The organism is Xanthomonas sp. 4461 (assembly GCF_024806475.1).
GTDB classification, from domain to species: Bacteria; Pseudomonadota; Gammaproteobacteria; order Xanthomonadales; family Xanthomonadaceae; genus Xanthomonas; species Xanthomonas arboricola_F.
The window spans coordinates 150,008-164,803 of the sequence record NZ_JANTYV010000005.1 but is presented as its reverse complement, the minus strand read 5'-3'; the positions used below and the strand labels follow the sequence as shown (position 1 = coordinate 164,803).

The 14,796-nt window shown below is 66.5% G+C and carries 14 protein-coding genes and 1 other RNA gene; 4 read left to right on the top strand and 11 right to left on the bottom strand.

The features are described 5' to 3' along the window. Positions 1 to 98: 98 nt before the first annotated feature. The 4 genes from FHY19_RS17595 to FHY19_RS17580 all read right to left on the bottom strand — a co-directional run bounded on the left by FHY19_RS17595 (position 99) and on the right by FHY19_RS17580 (position 3,947). Positions 99 to 1,103 (bottom strand): arabinogalactan endo-1,4-beta-galactosidase, encoded by a 1,005-nt coding sequence (locus FHY19_RS17595; RefSeq protein ID WP_259167495.1) that lies wholly within the window; start codon positions 1,101 to 1,103, stop codon positions 99 to 101. 761 nt (positions 1,104 to 1,864) lie between these two features. Beyond that, a non-coding RNA gene (locus tag FHY19_RS17590) (sX9 sRNA) lies at positions 1,865 to 1,940 on the bottom strand. An 85-nt stretch (positions 1,941 to 2,025) separates the two neighbouring features. Then, positions 2,026 to 3,351, bottom strand: a complete 1,326-nt coding sequence (locus FHY19_RS17585; RefSeq protein WP_259167494.1) for an XVIPCD domain-containing protein — start codon at positions 3,349 to 3,351, stop codon at positions 2,026 to 2,028. Next, positions 3,348 to 3,947 (bottom strand): hypothetical protein, encoded by a 600-nt coding sequence (locus tag FHY19_RS17580; protein WP_259155552.1) that lies wholly within the window; start codon positions 3,945 to 3,947, stop codon positions 3,348 to 3,350. Before FHY19_RS17580 ends, FHY19_RS17585 begins: the two co-directional genes overlap by 4 nt. A gap of 303 nt (positions 3,948 to 4,250) precedes the next feature. Here FHY19_RS17580 and FHY19_RS17575 point away from each other — a divergent pair, with 303 nt between their 5' ends. The 4 genes from FHY19_RS17575 (at position 4,251) to FHY19_RS17560 (ending at position 7,765) form a co-directional block, all read left to right on the top strand. Beyond that, complete coding sequence (locus FHY19_RS17575; RefSeq protein ID WP_276580901.1) at positions 4,251 to 6,203, top strand: SpoIIE family protein phosphatase; 1,953 nt, start codon at positions 4,251 to 4,253, stop codon at positions 6,201 to 6,203. Beyond that, complete coding sequence (locus FHY19_RS17570; RefSeq protein ID WP_259167493.1) at positions 6,200 to 6,631, top strand: ATP-binding protein; 432 nt, start codon at positions 6,200 to 6,202, stop codon at positions 6,629 to 6,631. The genes FHY19_RS17575 and FHY19_RS17570 overlap by 4 nt, the downstream gene beginning before the upstream one ends. Then, positions 6,628 to 7,047 carry an STAS domain-containing protein gene (locus tag FHY19_RS17565; RefSeq protein WP_259155577.1) on the top strand — a complete coding sequence of 140 codons (420 nt, stop codon included), beginning with the start codon at positions 6,628 to 6,630 and terminating at the stop codon, positions 7,045 to 7,047. The genes FHY19_RS17570 and FHY19_RS17565 overlap by 4 nt, the downstream gene beginning before the upstream one ends. Positions 7,048 to 7,141: 94 nt before the next feature. Further along, positions 7,142 to 7,765, top strand: coding sequence for an HAD hydrolase-like protein (locus tag FHY19_RS17560; RefSeq protein ID WP_259167492.1), 624 nt, complete (start codon positions 7,142 to 7,144; stop codon positions 7,763 to 7,765). Positions 7,766 to 8,268: 503 nt separating this feature from the next. On the opposite strand, the gene FHY19_RS17555 is transcribed toward FHY19_RS17560, so the two are convergent. From FHY19_RS17555 to FHY19_RS17525, 7 genes are all read right to left on the bottom strand, one after another. Then, positions 8,269 to 8,988, bottom strand: coding sequence for a GntR family transcriptional regulator (locus FHY19_RS17555; RefSeq protein WP_259167491.1), 720 nt, complete (start codon positions 8,986 to 8,988; stop codon positions 8,269 to 8,271). 79 nt (positions 8,989 to 9,067) lie between these two features. Further along, complete coding sequence (locus tag FHY19_RS17550) at positions 9,068 to 10,423, bottom strand: SLC13 family permease (protein WP_259167490.1); 1,356 nt, start codon at positions 10,421 to 10,423, stop codon at positions 9,068 to 9,070. Between the two features lie 87 nt (positions 10,424 to 10,510). Further along, complete coding sequence (gene mdcH, locus FHY19_RS17545) at positions 10,511 to 11,431, bottom strand: malonate decarboxylase subunit epsilon (RefSeq protein WP_259167489.1); 921 nt, start codon at positions 11,429 to 11,431, stop codon at positions 10,511 to 10,513. A gap of 172 nt (positions 11,432 to 11,603) precedes the next feature. Further along, complete coding sequence (mdcB, locus tag FHY19_RS17540) at positions 11,604 to 12,473, bottom strand: triphosphoribosyl-dephospho-CoA synthase MdcB (protein WP_259167488.1); 870 nt, start codon at positions 12,471 to 12,473, stop codon at positions 11,604 to 11,606. Further along, positions 12,470 to 13,111 (bottom strand): malonate decarboxylase holo-[acyl-carrier-protein] synthase, encoded by a 642-nt coding sequence (gene mdcG, locus FHY19_RS17535; RefSeq protein WP_259167486.1) that lies wholly within the window; start codon positions 13,109 to 13,111, stop codon positions 12,470 to 12,472. The genes mdcB and mdcG overlap by 4 nt, the downstream gene beginning before the upstream one ends. Before the next feature lie 2 nt (positions 13,112 to 13,113). After that, positions 13,114 to 13,818, bottom strand: a complete 705-nt coding sequence (gene mdcE / locus FHY19_RS17530) for a biotin-independent malonate decarboxylase subunit gamma (protein WP_259167483.1) — start codon at positions 13,816 to 13,818, stop codon at positions 13,114 to 13,116. Further along, entirely contained in the window at positions 13,809 to 14,711 is a 903-nt protein-coding gene (locus tag FHY19_RS17525; protein WP_259167712.1) for a biotin-independent malonate decarboxylase subunit beta, read from the bottom strand. The genes mdcE and FHY19_RS17525 overlap by 10 nt, the downstream gene beginning before the upstream one ends. Positions 14,712 to 14,796 lie beyond the last annotated feature (85 nt).

The following is a 14,796-nucleotide window of genomic DNA, read 5'->3' as shown; positions in this document are numbered from 1 at the left end:
CTCGGTACGCCCATTCGTAGGAGCGCACCTGGGCGCGACGGGCTTTCCCGGTAACGCCCTGTCGCGCCCGGGTGCGCTCCTACGGGGTGGCGGGTTGGTCAGAACGCCTGCAGCGCTTCGGTCAGCTGGCCGTTGTTGTTGACTGCGCCCAAGGTGTAGCCCTGCCAGCCCGGGTAGGCGTTGGGTTCCCAATAGAACACGCCGAGCACGCGCGAGCCGATGGCGTTGCTGCGGCTGAGCAGGTTGGTGAGCATGGCGCGGGTGGTGGCGGCCTGCTGCCAGTCCATGCCGACCTCGGCCACGATCACGTCGCTGCCGTAGCGGCTGATCATGTCGCGCATGTTGGTGTCCAGCTGCCCGTTGGTTTGCTGCCAGCTGCTGGCCTTGGGGTAATGCGACATGCCGATGACGTCCCACTTGCCGCCGGCCGAGCGCAGGCTGTCGAAGAACCAGCGGAAGTTGGCGTTGTCGTAGCCGTTGGCCAGATGCACGATGACCTTGGCGTTGGGGTACACCGCCTTGGTGGCGTTGTAGCCGCTGTTGATGAACTGCGCCACGTTGGCGAAGTTCACCGGCTGCGTGCACTTGTCGCAGAACATGCCGGCGTTGATCTCGTTGCCCACCTGCACCCAGCTGACGGTGATGCCGTTGTCCTTGAGGTACTTGAGGATGCCCTGGGTGTGGCTGTAGATATCGGTGTTGAGCTGGGCAACGGAGTGGCCGGCCCAGGCCGCCGGGCGGTGCTGATCGTCAGGGTCTGCCCAGGTGTCGCTGTAATGGAAGTCGATCATGATGCGCATGCCCTGCGCGGCGGCGCGCTTGGCCTTGTCGAGCGTGTCGCGGCCGTCGTTCCAGCCGCCGGAGGGGTTGACCCACACGCGCAGGCGGATGGCGTTGCCACCCACGTCCTTGAACAGCTTGATGAAGTCGGTGGTCTTGCCTGCCGCATCGCGAAACACCTGCGGCGGGTTGGCTGCAGCCTGCTGGTTGAGCCAGCTGACATCGGCGCCCTTGGCGATGCCTTGCGCGCCGGCACCGGAACTGACAAGCCCCAGCAACAGCACCAGTAGCAAACGGCTGTACCCGGTACGAAAAATGCGCATGAAACCCTCTCCCTTGATCGATGGATGTCGCGCCAGGTGGCGCCCTGCCTGATCCCCCCGAACCCGCCGCGCGGTGGAGCGATGCGGGCGATGCGCGCGACGGCCAGGCACGCCGCGAAACGGGGGCGATTCCAGCACGGCAGCGCAATGCGGTCGCGCTCGCTATAGCTGTTGCGCGATTGCGGCATAGTTCGCGGCCGCAAAACGCTTGCGCCAGCGAACTGGCGCTATTTTCGCCAACGCATTGTTGTGCGGGTGCAACAGAAAAACGGCACGGGAGTGCGCAGCGGGTGTGTGACTGGCGATCCGTCGCTGTGGCGACCGGCATGGTCGATTGTTGGCGACAGCACCAGCATCCTGCTTGCTGCGATGCCATGCGGCAACACGCTGCAGGCTTCCCGGCACCGCGTTGCGTTGCTGGCAGCACACACCACTGCCGCACGCTCGCCGCGTGCATCGGCTGCGGCTCATGGCTGACTCTGGAATGGCGCCCTATGGCGCGATGACCGTCAGCGGCGCCACGCGGCAAGATGGGCGATGTCAGCCCGGCAACAGTAGCCTGACGAGGGAGAGCGATCCGCGTTTTTGACGCCCTGCCCGCTTGGTGCGCTCGACAAGCTTGCGCCCGTAAATGGGTAGCGACCGAACGAAAAACGCCGGACACGCCGGCATTTTTTCTGTGCACCATTCGATGGCGCAGTTGGCAGATCGAAGCGTCGTCGCATCAGGCCTGCGGGGCGGGCGCATTCACCATCAAAAATTACCAACAGCACGTCGCGAAAGGCCATCCGGTGGTGCGGACGGCGCGCCCAGAACCGCGGTGCACGCGTGATCCATGCCGATGCCGGGCAGCAGCGGCGTCCGCCTGACAGCTGCACAGCCGATTTTTAGGCTGCGCAACGCCACGCCGGCATGCGCGCACTCAACCCAGCGCGCGTGCGCCCTGCTGTTGTTGCTGGGTCTGCGCCTGCTGCTGTTCCAACGCTACCGACTGACGTGCGGCGTTGTCGGCCACGCGCTGGCTGCTCTGCTCGAGCGGCGTGTTCATGGCGCTCACGGTGTCGACGCTGACGCGCAGCTGCGCCGGATCATCCACGCGGCCCTGTACCGCGAAGGTCCGTGCGGCATCCGGGCTCATCATCACCGCGTCGATGCGCTGGCCACCGGCAGCGTGCATCTCCGAGGCCAGCGAGCCGGACAACTGCGCACTCTGGTGATCGGGGCTGCGCCCGGCACGCGCATCCTGCGCATGCACGCCACGTTGCGCATCCTGGAACAAGGGGTTGCCCACGTGCCCAGGTTGATCGATGCGCAACGAGGTGTGGTCATTGCCATGCTCGCGCGCGTCGCGCTTGGCCGGCTCGCCAGGAGCGAGCGGGCCGCGGATGGCGTCGATGGCATCCTGGCCCAGCCCCTTCGGCCCGCGGCTCAACAAGGTGATCCCGGTCCGGATCTCGTCCAGGTCGGATCGGTACTCGTCGATCATTCTCTTGTTTTGATCCGCGAGCTGACGCGCTCGCGGGTCATTGAGCGGAGATCGCTCGTCCAAGAAGTTCTTGATGGTATGCGAACCCAGCGAACTGACAGCAGAGGCCACAGGTGAATCGGGAATCAGGAAGTTCACTCTGCTGTTGCTGTAGCCCAGGGCGCCGAGCGTTGCGATCTCGTTGGGCCTGGCATAAACGCGCACTTCTCCATAATGCGGAGAGGCTGCGCTCACAGGATCGGCGGCCATGACGTGGTTGACGACGCTAGTACCGCCTTCCGGAATGCGATACGCCAGGCTCGCTGCGCCGTAGGCGTTGAAGGTTTCCCCTTTCAGATCGAAGTGGTGCGCGCTTACCTGCGCAAGCGCTCCGCCTAGGGAGTGACCAGTCACGCTGACCTCGGGAGCGTGCCCGGTACGCTGTTCCTGCTTGGCTGCATAGCCAAGTGCACTTTTTGTCAGGGCTATCGCATCTTCCGCTTGTGGATTGATGCGCTCAAGCACCATGGAGCCATCCGCCTGCACCGCGTCACGAAGGATTTCCTCGGTGCCCCGGTGCGCGACGACGATATCTCCGCCGCTAACGCGCTGGTAGATCGTCCCCTGATAGCCCGTTTTTCGATTGTTGACGTGCTCCAGAATTTCGTAACTCTCGCCGCCAACATCCACTCGCTCACGGTCGGCAGGGCCACGCTTACCGACCTTGTGATCAACGTAGCCCTCGTTTGAAAGAATGGCGTACTGCTGCGAGGTAGGTTTCACGGCGAAATCTCTTTGGCGACAAGCGTCAGCGAGAACAGTTGATCGCGCAGTTCCGGCTTGAAGTCCTGCGCCGATGGCAATCCGTTGTCGGCATAGTCTTCGATCTCTTCCTTGGGATAACCGCCCTTCCAGAAGTACAGGGTGACCGGTTTGCCAGCAATGACATCCTTGGTCTCAATGAATGGCAAAAAAGCGGTTTCCTCTTTTTTTCCACTGGCCTTCAAAGCAACCCGCGTGCCGGTCATTTTCCAGTGGCATACCCCGCGGCCGTAATAATCTTCATCCAGCATGAGATCGAGGTGGATGACGCCTTGATATTGCTGCTCGGAGACTTTCTTCAGCACCACCGGCTCGCTGCTCGTGATGCGCTGTCCAACGCCTGTTTGCGGATGAATCTGGCCGCATTCGCTGTCGTTGCTGACGTCGTACTGTGCATACCCATTCACTGCCGCAAACGGACCTGGCGCCTTATCCAAGGTGAGCGTCAACGCGTAGGCCTTGCGCGGGCTGGGATTCAGCTTGGCAAGGCCGCGGCCGCCTGCCTCCACGTCGGCTTCTGCGGTGGCCTCGGTTGCGGGGGAAAGGGTCTGGGTCATGCTGGTCTCCGGGGCGTTACAGGCCGTAAGCAGTAGGGCCAGCAGGCTCGGTGTGAGAATCAGGCGCAAGGCCGGCCTCCATGGCGATAGGGGGCTCAGGCTAGTTCGCTCGAGCTGGTAGGGTCAATTTACGGGAGCTGAGGATGAGGCCGCCGTGAGCGGGCATCGGGCAGTTGTCGCCGGCGGGAAAACTGCGATGATCGGCGCTATCCGCCAGGGGAGCGTGTTATCGCCACGGTTCTCACATCGCCCGCCGACAGCGTGGCTGTCACCCCGCGCGTGCATTGGCGGCATAGCCTGCGCATGCGCGTATTGCTCGCCGCCACCGCGGTACTGGTGGTGTTGCTGAGCGTGCTGGGCACGGTGTTCTACCTGGGCGCGCGCGCGGAACTGGTGGAAGCGGCGCGCGTGGAAGTGGACGGCTTGACCGAGCAGACCGCGCGCAGCCTGGCGGCGATGCTGGATTCGGTGCAGGTGAGCGGGCGCACGCTGGCGGCCAGCAGCGGCGCGGTAGGGCTGCAGCCGTTCAACCTGCGCGCGTTGTTGCTGGCCACGCTCAGTGGCGACCCGGATATCGGTGCGGCGCGCCTGATCATCGAACCGCGAACGCAAAAAGCCGGCGATACCGGGTTTGTCTGGTACGTGCATCGCAACGGCACGCGCACCGTCGAAAAGTCGGTGGCGGAACTGGGCTACGACTATCGCGCGATGCCGTGGTACCTGCGCACCCAGCGCGAAGGCCGCGCGTGGTGGTCCGAGCCGTACCTCAACACCAATGGCGGCAACGAGCTGTACACCAGTTACAACCTGCCGCTACGGCGGCCGGGCGATGCGCCGGATGCGCCGCCGGTGGGTATGGTGAGTGCGGATCTGCCGTTGCGGCATCTGCGCGAGATCATCGACCAGTTGCCGCGCGATATCGGTATCCGGCCGATGCTGTTGTCGCCGGAAGGCATGCTGGTGTTCAGCCCGGATCCGGCGCTGGATCTGCACACCACGCTCGATCGCTATGTGGCGCGTTCGCGGCCGGATCTGGCACCGTTGCAGCGTGCGATGGCGGCCGGCCAGCCGATCTCGTTCTCGCACACTGCGCCCGACGGCGAGCGCTTTTTGACCCATAGCGCGGCAGTTGGGCACAGCGGCTGGACGTTTGTGCTGTCGGCCTCGGAAGGCTATGTGCTGTCTGGCCTGAACTGGCTGGCGGCATGGGTGGCTGCGGCGGCCTTGGTGGGCGCGGGCGTGTGGTGGTGGCTGATGGTGGGGATCACGCGCAAGTTGACGCGGCCGATCGAGGAATTGACCGACACCGCCGAGCACTTCCGTCGTGGCGAATTCGAGTACCCGTTACGGCACATCGAGCGCAATGACGAAGTGGGCGTGATGGCGCGCGCCTTCGACAGCGCACGCGATGCGATCCGCCACCATATCGCCGAGATCGGCGAGATGACCGCCGCACGCGAACGCATGCACAGCGAGCTGCAGATTGCGCGCGAGATCCAGCAGGCGATGCTGCCCTCCGGGCGCACCTTCGACCGTGCGAGTTCGCATCTGGAAACCTGCGCCTGGCTGGAGCCGGCCAAGGCGGTGGGCGGCGACTTCTACCACTTCGTCGAAACCGAGCCGGGGCTGCTGTGGTTCGTGGTCGGCGATGTGTCCGACAAGGGCGTGCCGGCGGCGTTGTTCATGGCGCGCGCGGTCAGCGTGCTGGAAATCGCCGCGCGCCGGCACACGCGCCCGGACGGCATCCTGATCGCCGCCTCCACGCGACTGGCCGAGAACAACGACACCTGCATGTTCGCCACCGTGCTGTGCGGGCTGATCAATGTGGTGAGCGGCGACTACTGGCTGGCCAGCGCCGGGCACGAGCCACCGTTGCTGATCGACATCGACGGCAAGGCATCTGCGCTGGCGCTGGAAACCGGCCCGCCGCTGGGGATCGAACCGCAGGCATCGTTCCCGGTGCTGCAGGGCCGGATGACCGCTGGGCAGACCTTGTTGGGGTACACCGACGGGGTGACCGAGGCGATGGACGAGCACGGCGCCAGCTACGGGCTGAAGCGGCTGCTCGCCACGCTGCACCCGCGCCGTAGTGCCGCGGCGCAGTGCAAGGCAGTGATCGCCAACATCGCGCGCTTTACCGGCAACGCCGAGCCATACGACGACATCACCCTGCTGGCGATCCGGCTGCGTCAGGAGCATGCTGGACGGGTCGCAGAGACCGGCCGGGGCGTCCCCGGAAAGGCAACCAGCCCATGAAGTTCGATCTGGCCATTGCACCGTCGCTGGCCCAGCTGGCCGGCGCCAACGACGCGCTGGAAGACTCGCTCACCCGCGAGGGCCTGCACGCCGAACGTATCGGCCAGATCCGGCTGATCGTGGAAGAGCTGGGCTGCAATGCACTCACCCACGGGCAATGCACCGAACAGCCGCTGCGCCTGCAACTGCAACTGGACCCGCAGGCGCTGGTATTGGAAATGCACGACCCCGGCACTGCGTTCGACCCGTGCGCTGCGCCAATGCCCGATGTGACAAGCGAGCTCGACGATCGCCAGATCGGCGGTTTGGGCTTGTTTCTGGTGCATCAGTTCGCCGATCACATCGACTACCGCCGCGATGGTGCATACAACATCGTGCGCGTCACCCTGCTGCACCCGTACGCCCCTGTCCCCGAGGCTTTGTCATGACCACGCTCGCCATCCAGATCGACCCGCCGCAAGACACCCGCCAACGCGTCATCCTGACCGGGCGGCTGGACACCCACACCTACCAGGACCTGGACGCGGCGCTGTCGCCGCTGCTGGGCACCTTGATCACCACGCTGGTGCTGGACCTGTCCGCGCTGGAATACATCTCCAGCGCCGGCATCCGCTGCATCTTCAAGGCGCGCAAGGCGCTGGCCACACGTCAGGGCAAGGTGCTGGTGGCCAACCCGCAGCCGCAGATCCGCAAGGTGTTCGACATGGTCAAGGCGGTGCCGCTGAGCGATGTGTTCGCCTCCACCGAAGAGCTGGACGCCTACCTGGCCGCAATGCAGCGCAAGGTCATCGAACAAAGCGCGCACAGCGATGCGCCCATCGTGTCGCATTTCGCCGAAGCCTAGAGCCGCATCGCCTGCGCGCACACGTGGGGACGTGTGTGCGTGCGGCATGTGGGCGTGCTTGGTTAGGCTATGACGCCCTGCTCGTTGCGTCGCAATGCCTGCACTGATCATTTTCGATTTCGACGGCACCCTGGCCGATTCGTTCGGCTTCTTTTTGAGCACGCAGCGCGCATTGGCCGCGCGGCACGGCTTTCGCGCAGCGCAAGCGCATGAAGTGGACGCCGCGCGCCGGCTGACCACGCGCGCGCTGCTCAAACAATCGGGATTGCCCGCCTGGCGGGTGCCGCTGGTGGCGGCCGACTTCATCCGCCTGATGCGCTCTGCGCCACCGGCCGCGCTCTTTCCCGGCATTGCGCAAACCGTGAGCGCGCTGCACGCCGGCGGCACGCGCCTGGCGGTGGTGTCGTCCAACTCGGTGGACAACGTGCAACGCGCGCTGGGCGAGGAACTGGGCACGAAGTTCGCCGTCATCGAGGGCGGCGCGCATCTGCTGGGAAAACAGCGGGCGCTGCGACGCGTCTTGCGTGCGACCTCGCACACCCCGGCGCAGGCGGTCTACGTGGGCGACCAGGTCGCTGACTGGGAAGCGGCCCAGGTGGTGGGATTGCCGTTCGCCGCGGTGGCCTGGGGCTATGCGCATCCGGACGTGTTTGCGGGATTGGCGGGGGCGCAGCTGATCGAGCGCGTGGAAGAGCTGCTGGCACTGGGGGTGCGCTAGCTGCGGCCACGCCTAGCCGCGATTGGGGTACCTGCTTTTGACGACGGAGCCGTAGGCAGGGTCCGCACTGAGCGACGGCCGGTCATTGGCACTGGCACCCCCTTCCTGGCCCGGCTCTGGCGCTCGCTGATGTTGGTGTTTGCGTAGTGAGCGGATGCTGTGTTCAGCGCTGTTGTTCTTGCTGTTGTTCAAGAGTCACCCGCCTGAAGGGTGCGGAAGCGTTTGACTTTGCCGTGGCCTAAGCGCTGTAGCTTTGGCGTTGTGGTTTAAGCACTGACGCTTGAACGCTGCGCTTGAAATTTCCTCAGGGCCAACAGGTGCATCTGTTGGAAATCCCTGGTAACCGTACCCTCATCCGCCCTTCGGGCACCTTCTCCCGGAGGGAGAAGGAACTGCACTCAGCGAGTCTGGCGCCGTGCCGCGCATGGCGCGCGTGGCACGGAGGGACACCCTTGAACACTGCGACGTGCGCCGCATGACCTTCCGAAACTACGCGCGGATGTCTATACCCCGCCCGACCGCGGCAATGGCGCCGGCACGTTCAACATCCCGCCCGCCGCCACGTAGGCCGCCAGCGCCTGGCCCTGGCTCAACAGATGTCCGTGCATGGTGCGCTCGGCCCCTTCGGCATCGCCGCGTCGCACGCAGTCCATCAACTGCCGGTGCTCGGCCAGCGACTGCGCCATCCGCCCCGGCGTCAGCAACTGCCGGCCACGGTGCATCTTCAAGATGCGATGCAGATCGTGGGTGACCCGGATCAACCACGGATTGCCTGCGTACTGCTGCACGGTCTCGTGGATCAGATAGTTGTTGCGGTAATACTCGGCCAGATCGCCTGAAGCGGCAGCCGCCTCCATCGCCGCATGCAACTCTTCCAGGCGCTGCACACCGGCCGCATCGATGCGCTTGACCGCGTCATGCGCGCAGCGGCCTTCCAGCATCGCCATCACCGGGAACAACTGATTGAGATCTTCCAGCGTCAGCCGCGTGACCCGGCTGCCGCGGCCTGCATCCAGTTGCACCAGGCCCTCGGCCGCGAGCAGCTTGAGACTTTCGCGCAGCGGCGTACGGCTGATGCCCAGTTCTTCGGCCAGTGCCGGCTCGTCGATCCATTCGCCCGGCGGCAGCGCGTAGTCGTAGATCTTCTGGCGTAGGCGCTCGGCCACTTCCTCGTACAGCGGTACGCGCTTCTTGGCGTTGCGCGAATCAGGGGCGAGGGTCATGGCGGGCAGGTCGTCGGCAGCGGATCGGGGGCGCCCATTCTACGGGCGCGCCCGCCGACCCTGCCCACCGGCGGCAATCTCACAGCCAACCCGGCACCACGAACAGCAGCCACGCCGCCAGCGGCCCCAACAACACCACCAGCCCGCTATAGACCAGAAACCGGCGGAACAGCCCGTCGCGCTCTTCCTTGGCCGCCGAAGCCACCACCAGCGCGCCATTGGTGGAAAACGGGCTGACATCGACGATGGTGGACGACACCGCAAGCGCGCAGATCACCCCGGCCGCACCCAGCTGGCCCTGCATCAGGAACGGCACGGCCAGCGGAATGGTGGCGCCGAGCACCGCCGCCGACGAGGCGAACGCGGACACGATGCCGCCCACGTAGCACACCAGCAACGCGCCCAACAACGGCATGCCGATGTGCGACACGCCGGTACCGATGTAGTCCACCGCGCCGGCCTTTTCCAGCACCGCCACATAGGTGACCACGCCGCTGATCAACAGCACCGTGGACCAGCTGATGCCATCCACTGCGCCCTTCTGCGCATTCGGCGAGATCAATGCCAACGCCACGGCCACGGTGATCGACACCAGGCCGACGTTGAGGTTGTAGACCAGCGCCGCCACGCCCAGGCCCAGCAGGCCGATCAGCGTGATCACGCGGTCGCGGGTGATGGACACCGCCTCCAGCGCCAGCGGGTCGGTGGACAAGGTGCCGCCGCCGGCCGCCACTAGCGCTCCGTGGCCTTCGATGGCAAAGCGACGCGGCGATGCCTGATCGCCACTGACCGGCACGTACTGCGCATCGGCCAGCGACACTTCCTGCCGCCGCATCAGCTTGAGCCCGCCGAAGGCGCAGAAACAGATGATCGCCATCATCAGATTGAAACCCAGGCTGGTGAGAAATACCGCCATCTCGGTGACGTCCAGCCCGGCTTTTTCGACCACCTTGTTGGTGATGCCGCCGTACACGCTGATCGGCGAAAAGCCGCCGCCCTGCGCGCCATGGATCACCAGCAGGCCCATCATCAGCGGATTGATGCGGTACTGCTTGGCAAAGCGCAGCGCCACCGGGCCAATGATGGCCACGGCCGCCGGCCCCAGTGCACCGAAGGCGGTAAGCAGGCCGGTGATGACGAACATCACCCACGGGATCGCCACGATGCGCCCGCGCACCGCGCGCACCGCCCAATGCACCAATAGATCGATCGTGCCGTTCTTCTGCGCGATGGCGAACAGATAGGTGATGCCGACCAGGGTCAGGAACAGGTCGCCGGGAAAGCCGGCCAGCACTTCCTTGCCATCCAGCCCCACCCACACGCCACCGACGATGAACGCCAGCGCGAAGGCCACTGCACCCATGTTGATGGGCAATGCGGTGGCCACGATGAACATGAGTACCAAGCCAAGAATCGTTGCAATTTGCGGGGTCATGCGCCCTCCCAGACACCTGATACGCGTACAGCACGGATGGCCACCCGCCACCCAAGGGTCACGCCGTGTACGACACCTACCTGGTGGTCATGCCGCGCGTTCGCATGCGGCATTGACCCACTCCACAACGCCTTGGGTGCTATGGAAATCGTCGACCGACCGCGCTTGGCAGCCCGGCAGGATCTCGCGCGCCATGCGCGCCAGCGCGCTGCCGGGGCCGAGTTCGAGAAACACGCGCGCACCGCGTTCGGCGGCCTGCACCAGCACGTCGTGCCAGCGCACGGTCTGCGCGATCTGCGCGGCCAGGCTGTCGATCACCTGCGGCGGCGTGGCGACAGCTCGCGCATCGATGCCGGCCAGTACGCGCACCGTCGGCGCGCGAATCGCCGCCTTGGTTAGCGCTGTGGCGAAGGCATCGGCCGCTGCGCGTAGCCACGGCGTATGCGCAGGCACGCTGACCGGCAGCACGCTGACGCGTGCGCCGCGCGCCTGCGCCTCGTCGCCCAGCGCCTGCAAGGCGGCGCGCGGCCCACCAAGCACGGCGTGGTCGTCGCCGTTGATGATGGCCACTGCTGCACCATGCGTCTTGCATAGGGAATCCAGCGTGGGCAGCGACAGGCCGGTCACGGCCATCAACCCGGCATCGTCGGGGCTGGCCGCATCCATCGCGCGCGCGCGGGTGGCCGCGAGCTGCAGACAGGTCTGGATATCGATGCTGCCGGCCACTGCGTGCGCAGCCAGCTCGCCGACGCTGTAACCCAGCACCAGCAGCGGTGTCGGCAGATGCGCGCGCAGCACCTGCCACTGGGCCAGGGTGCCTGCGCATACCAGCGGCTGGGCGACGGCATTGGCGTAACGGCCAGGGTCTGCGGCAAGGGTTTGCGGCGCGCCGCCAAGCACCTGACCTGCTGCAGCGAACACCGCGGCGGCGGCGGGCGCATCGGCAATCCGCGCGAACATGTCGGCGTGCTGGCCACCCTGGCCCGGGCAGAGGATGGCCAGGGTCATGCTGTGCGCCATCTGCATGCTGTCACACGACCGCGATGACGACGCGCACGTGCGCTGCCGGCGATGTTGCCCGGCGCGTGGTGCAAGCAAGCGGCGGCGTCTGTGCGACATGACGCGAAAGCGTGCAGCGTGCACAAGCGCGCTTGTGCGGCGGCGAAGGGCAGGCGACTGCTCATACCGTCTCCTGACGATGCAGGAACCACGCACACGCCAGCAGGTCCGCACTGCCGCCGGGGCTGAGGCGACGCGCCACGAAGTGCCTGCCGATCGACGACAGCCGATCGCGCCAGCCCGGTTGCGCGATACCGCCGTCAGCGAGAAAGCTGCGCGCCTGCGCCTTGGCATATGCCAGACCGTCTGCGCCGCCACGATGCAGCAGATTGAGGTCGTCGACGTGCGCAACCAGCTGCATCAAGGTCTGCGCAAGCGCAGCGTCCTGCGTGGCGCCGCTGTCCAACGCGGCGCGCAGATGCGGCAGCGCGATCTCGCGCAGTAGCGGGTAGCCCGCTGCGGCCTGTTCGCGGACGCCGCCAACCTGGTACTGCGCACGCACGCGCTGGCCATTGCTGCGCGAGTCCAGCGGCGCCGCGCGCAACGCCGCGCTCCACACCTGCACACCGTTGCAGACCGCCTCGGCAGATGGCCGGTGGCCGTGCGCCACGCGCAGGCGTGCGGCCTGTGCGGTAAGCAGGCCGAGGCTGAAGATCGCGCCGCGGTGGGTATTGATGCCGCCGGTGGCGCGCAGCATCGCCGCCTCGGCCGCGATGCCCAGATCGCGCAGGCGTGCGAAGGGAGCGTTGTCGCTGCCGGCCTGCGCGATGGAGACAAAATAGCCACGCAAGGCGAACAGGCTGCGCAGGAAGGTTGCGGCATCCATGTCGGCATGGCTGCCACTATCGAACGGCGTCACCAGCCCGGGCTTGGGCGCGCAGGCCAGTTCCGCGTGCAGTGCGCCAACGGCAAGCCGGCCGAGCCGGTGCGCAAGGCCGCGCGGCGCGGCAGGCACGTCGACACGGCGGATATGGCGCGCGTGTGCGCTCATGCCGCGCTCCTCAATTGGAACAACGCAGTCCGCGCCAACATGCGGCAGCCGTTGCCGGATTTCACCAGCACCTGCTGTGCATTGCCGGCGTACTCGCGCCAGTTCACTGCGATGTCGCCGGGAAGCAGCAACTCGCCATCGGCGCGCACGCCGTGGCGGTGTTCCCAGCGCTGCAACAGCGCAACCACTGCCTGCGCCTGCCCGGGCGTCTCGATGGACCACAACAGATCCAGATCCGATTGCACATGCACATACGTCAAGCCCGTCAACGCCTGCCACGCAAAACTGCCAAATACGCGCGGATGCAGTGCGTCAGCCTGCGCGTGCGCTTGCAACGCCTGCAACGCGGGCTGCAGCGCGCCGGGTGCGTGGGCGATCACCGCATCCAACGACAACGGTGGGCTGCAGCGTGCGATTTCCACGACGCTGGCCTGCAATGCCAGACGTTGCTTGCCCTCGGCGGGCGGCAACGGCACGCCCAGGCGCAGGCTGCCCGGCGCTTCGGTCCCGTCGCCACGGGCCACCACCGCCGGCAGGCCTGCGGCAAACCAGCGCTGCAAGCGCGGCTGCGCGCCAGGCGTGTGCGCCTGCCAATGCGCATCGTCGCGCAACCACACCAGGGCGTGGCGCGGCGCCATGCTCAGGCCTCGCCCGCTGCCACGGCGGCAGCGACATCGCGCGCCAGGGTGCGGCCGCCGCGCTGCGCGCCCAGTGCGCGCCGCTGGTCGCCATCGACGGGAGCGGCCAATGCGCCGAGCAGCGCCTGTGCCAGATCGCCGCCCCACAGCGAGTCCACCGCGCCCATGCGCACATAGTTCTCCACGCCCGGCGCAAACACCGGCGAGCTCTTGCTCAGCGCCTGCAAGGTGTCCACCGATTGCTTGGTGACACGGGACATCGCACGCAGATCCATCACGCGCACCTGCGCATCCGGCAATGCATGGATCTGATCGGCCATCAAACCGAACGACAGGAAGCCGCCGCTCACCGCTTCGCCATAGACCAGCGTGACAAGCCGCGCGCCGCGCCGGCGTGCCAGGTCCAACGCACGCGCCAGATGCGCAAAATAGCCGTTGATGCCCAGCAATTCATCGCGACGTGCGAGGCGTTGCCCAGCGGTATCGGCCAGCATCACGATCGGCCGCTGCGGATGCGCACGGGTGCTGGCCAATACGGTGGCAGCCAGGGCCAGCGCGTGGTCCACGCCCACTTCCAGCCTGTTGGCGGTGCCGATCACCGTGACCTCGCCGGTGGCGGTGGTGGCGCTGCCGGTAAGCACATCGTGGTTGCGCGCGATGGCGTGGCCTAGCGGAAACAGCTGGTCGAGCAGTTGGCTCAGTTCCATGGTGTGCTCCGATCTGCAGTGGCCGCCAGGAAGGCGTCGGTGTCCAGCAGCGGCAGCCGCTGCGGATCGGCGATGCCCTGGCGCGCCCAGATGTCCAGGCCGTCGCGGCAATCGCCATACGCATCGATGCGCGCAGACAGTTGCTGATGTGCCTGCTCCAGGGCGTGCAGCGCTGCATCGCCGTCGGGCTCTGCAAGTGTGTCCAAGGTGCTCGCCGCGGCATCGGCAAACGCCGCGATGCGGTCGGCCACAAACACCTGCGCCTCGCCCAGCAGATAGCGGTGTTTGCCACCGGTCACGCGCCAGACCAGGGCGCGGTCGCGCGCGTCGAACTCTTCCACGCCACGCACGGTTTCGATCACGTCCGGGCCGGACAGCGACAGGCGGCCTTCTTCGGACATAATCACCGTGCTGCAGCAGCGCGCCACGATGCCCATGCCGCCGAACGCGCCATTGCCGCTACCGATCAGTGCCAACACCGGCACGCCGGCCGCGCGCGCGCCCAGCACGGCGCGCATGACTTCGGAAATCGCGATCAGGCCGGCATTGGCTTCATGCAGACGCACGCCACCGGTGTCGAGCAACAACAGCACCGCTGCCGGATGCGTGGCTGCCGCGCGTTCGAGCAGGCCGGTGAGCTTGGCGCCATGCACCTCGCCGACGCCACCGCCCATGAAGGCGCCCTGCTGCGCAGCGATCAGCACCGCGCGGCCACGCAGGCTGCCCTCGCCCACCACGATGCCGTCGTCGAAGGCCCCCGGCACGTCGAGCTGCGCCAGATGCGGGCTGACCAGGCGCCGACGCGGGCCGACGAATTCGCGAAAGCTGCCGGCGTCCAGCAGCCCGTCGATACGCTCGCGGGCATCGGCTTCGTAATAGCTGCGCTCGGCCATGGGGATGGTGGTGCTCATAAGGGTCTCCCGACAACAGGCGTAGGAGCGCACCTGGGCGCGACCGCGGCATTACCGGGAACGCCCG

Excerpts from the sequence above, each read along its gene's own strand:
- FHY19_RS17595 (WP_259167495.1), bottom strand. The coding sequence starts at position 1,103 with ATGCGCATTTTTCGTACCGGGTACAGCCGTTTGCTACTGGTGCTGTTG.
- FHY19_RS17580 (WP_259155552.1), bottom strand. The coding sequence starts at position 3,947 with ATGACCCAGACCCTTTCCCCCGCAACCGAGGCCACCGCAGAAGCCGAC.
- FHY19_RS17575 (WP_276580901.1), top strand. The coding sequence starts at position 4,251 with ATGCGCGTATTGCTCGCCGCCACCGCGGTACTGGTGGTGTTGCTGAGC.
- FHY19_RS17570 (WP_259167493.1), top strand. The coding sequence starts at position 6,200 with ATGAAGTTCGATCTGGCCATTGCACCGTCGCTGGCCCAGCTGGCCGGC.
- FHY19_RS17565 (WP_259155577.1), top strand. The coding sequence starts at position 6,628 with ATGACCACGCTCGCCATCCAGATCGACCCGCCGCAAGACACCCGCCAA.
- FHY19_RS17560 (WP_259167492.1), top strand. The coding sequence starts at position 7,142 with ATGCCTGCACTGATCATTTTCGATTTCGACGGCACCCTGGCCGATTCG.
- FHY19_RS17555 (WP_259167491.1), bottom strand. The coding sequence starts at position 8,988 with ATGACCCTCGCCCCTGATTCGCGCAACGCCAAGAAGCGCGTACCGCTG.
- FHY19_RS17550 (WP_259167490.1), bottom strand. The coding sequence starts at position 10,423 with ATGACCCCGCAAATTGCAACGATTCTTGGCTTGGTACTCATGTTCATC.
- mdcH (WP_259167489.1), bottom strand. The coding sequence starts at position 11,431 with ATGACCCTGGCCATCCTCTGCCCGGGCCAGGGTGGCCAGCACGCCGAC.
- mdcB (WP_259167488.1), bottom strand. The coding sequence starts at position 12,473 with ATGAGCGCACACGCGCGCCATATCCGCCGTGTCGACGTGCCTGCCGCG.
- mdcG (WP_259167486.1), bottom strand. The coding sequence starts at position 13,111 with ATGGCGCCGCGCCACGCCCTGGTGTGGTTGCGCGACGATGCGCATTGG.
- mdcE (WP_259167483.1), bottom strand. The coding sequence starts at position 13,818 with ATGGAACTGAGCCAACTGCTCGACCAGCTGTTTCCGCTAGGCCACGCC.
- FHY19_RS17525 (WP_259167712.1), bottom strand. The coding sequence starts at position 14,711 with ATGGCCGAGCGCAGCTATTACGAAGCCGATGCCCGCGAGCGTATCGAC.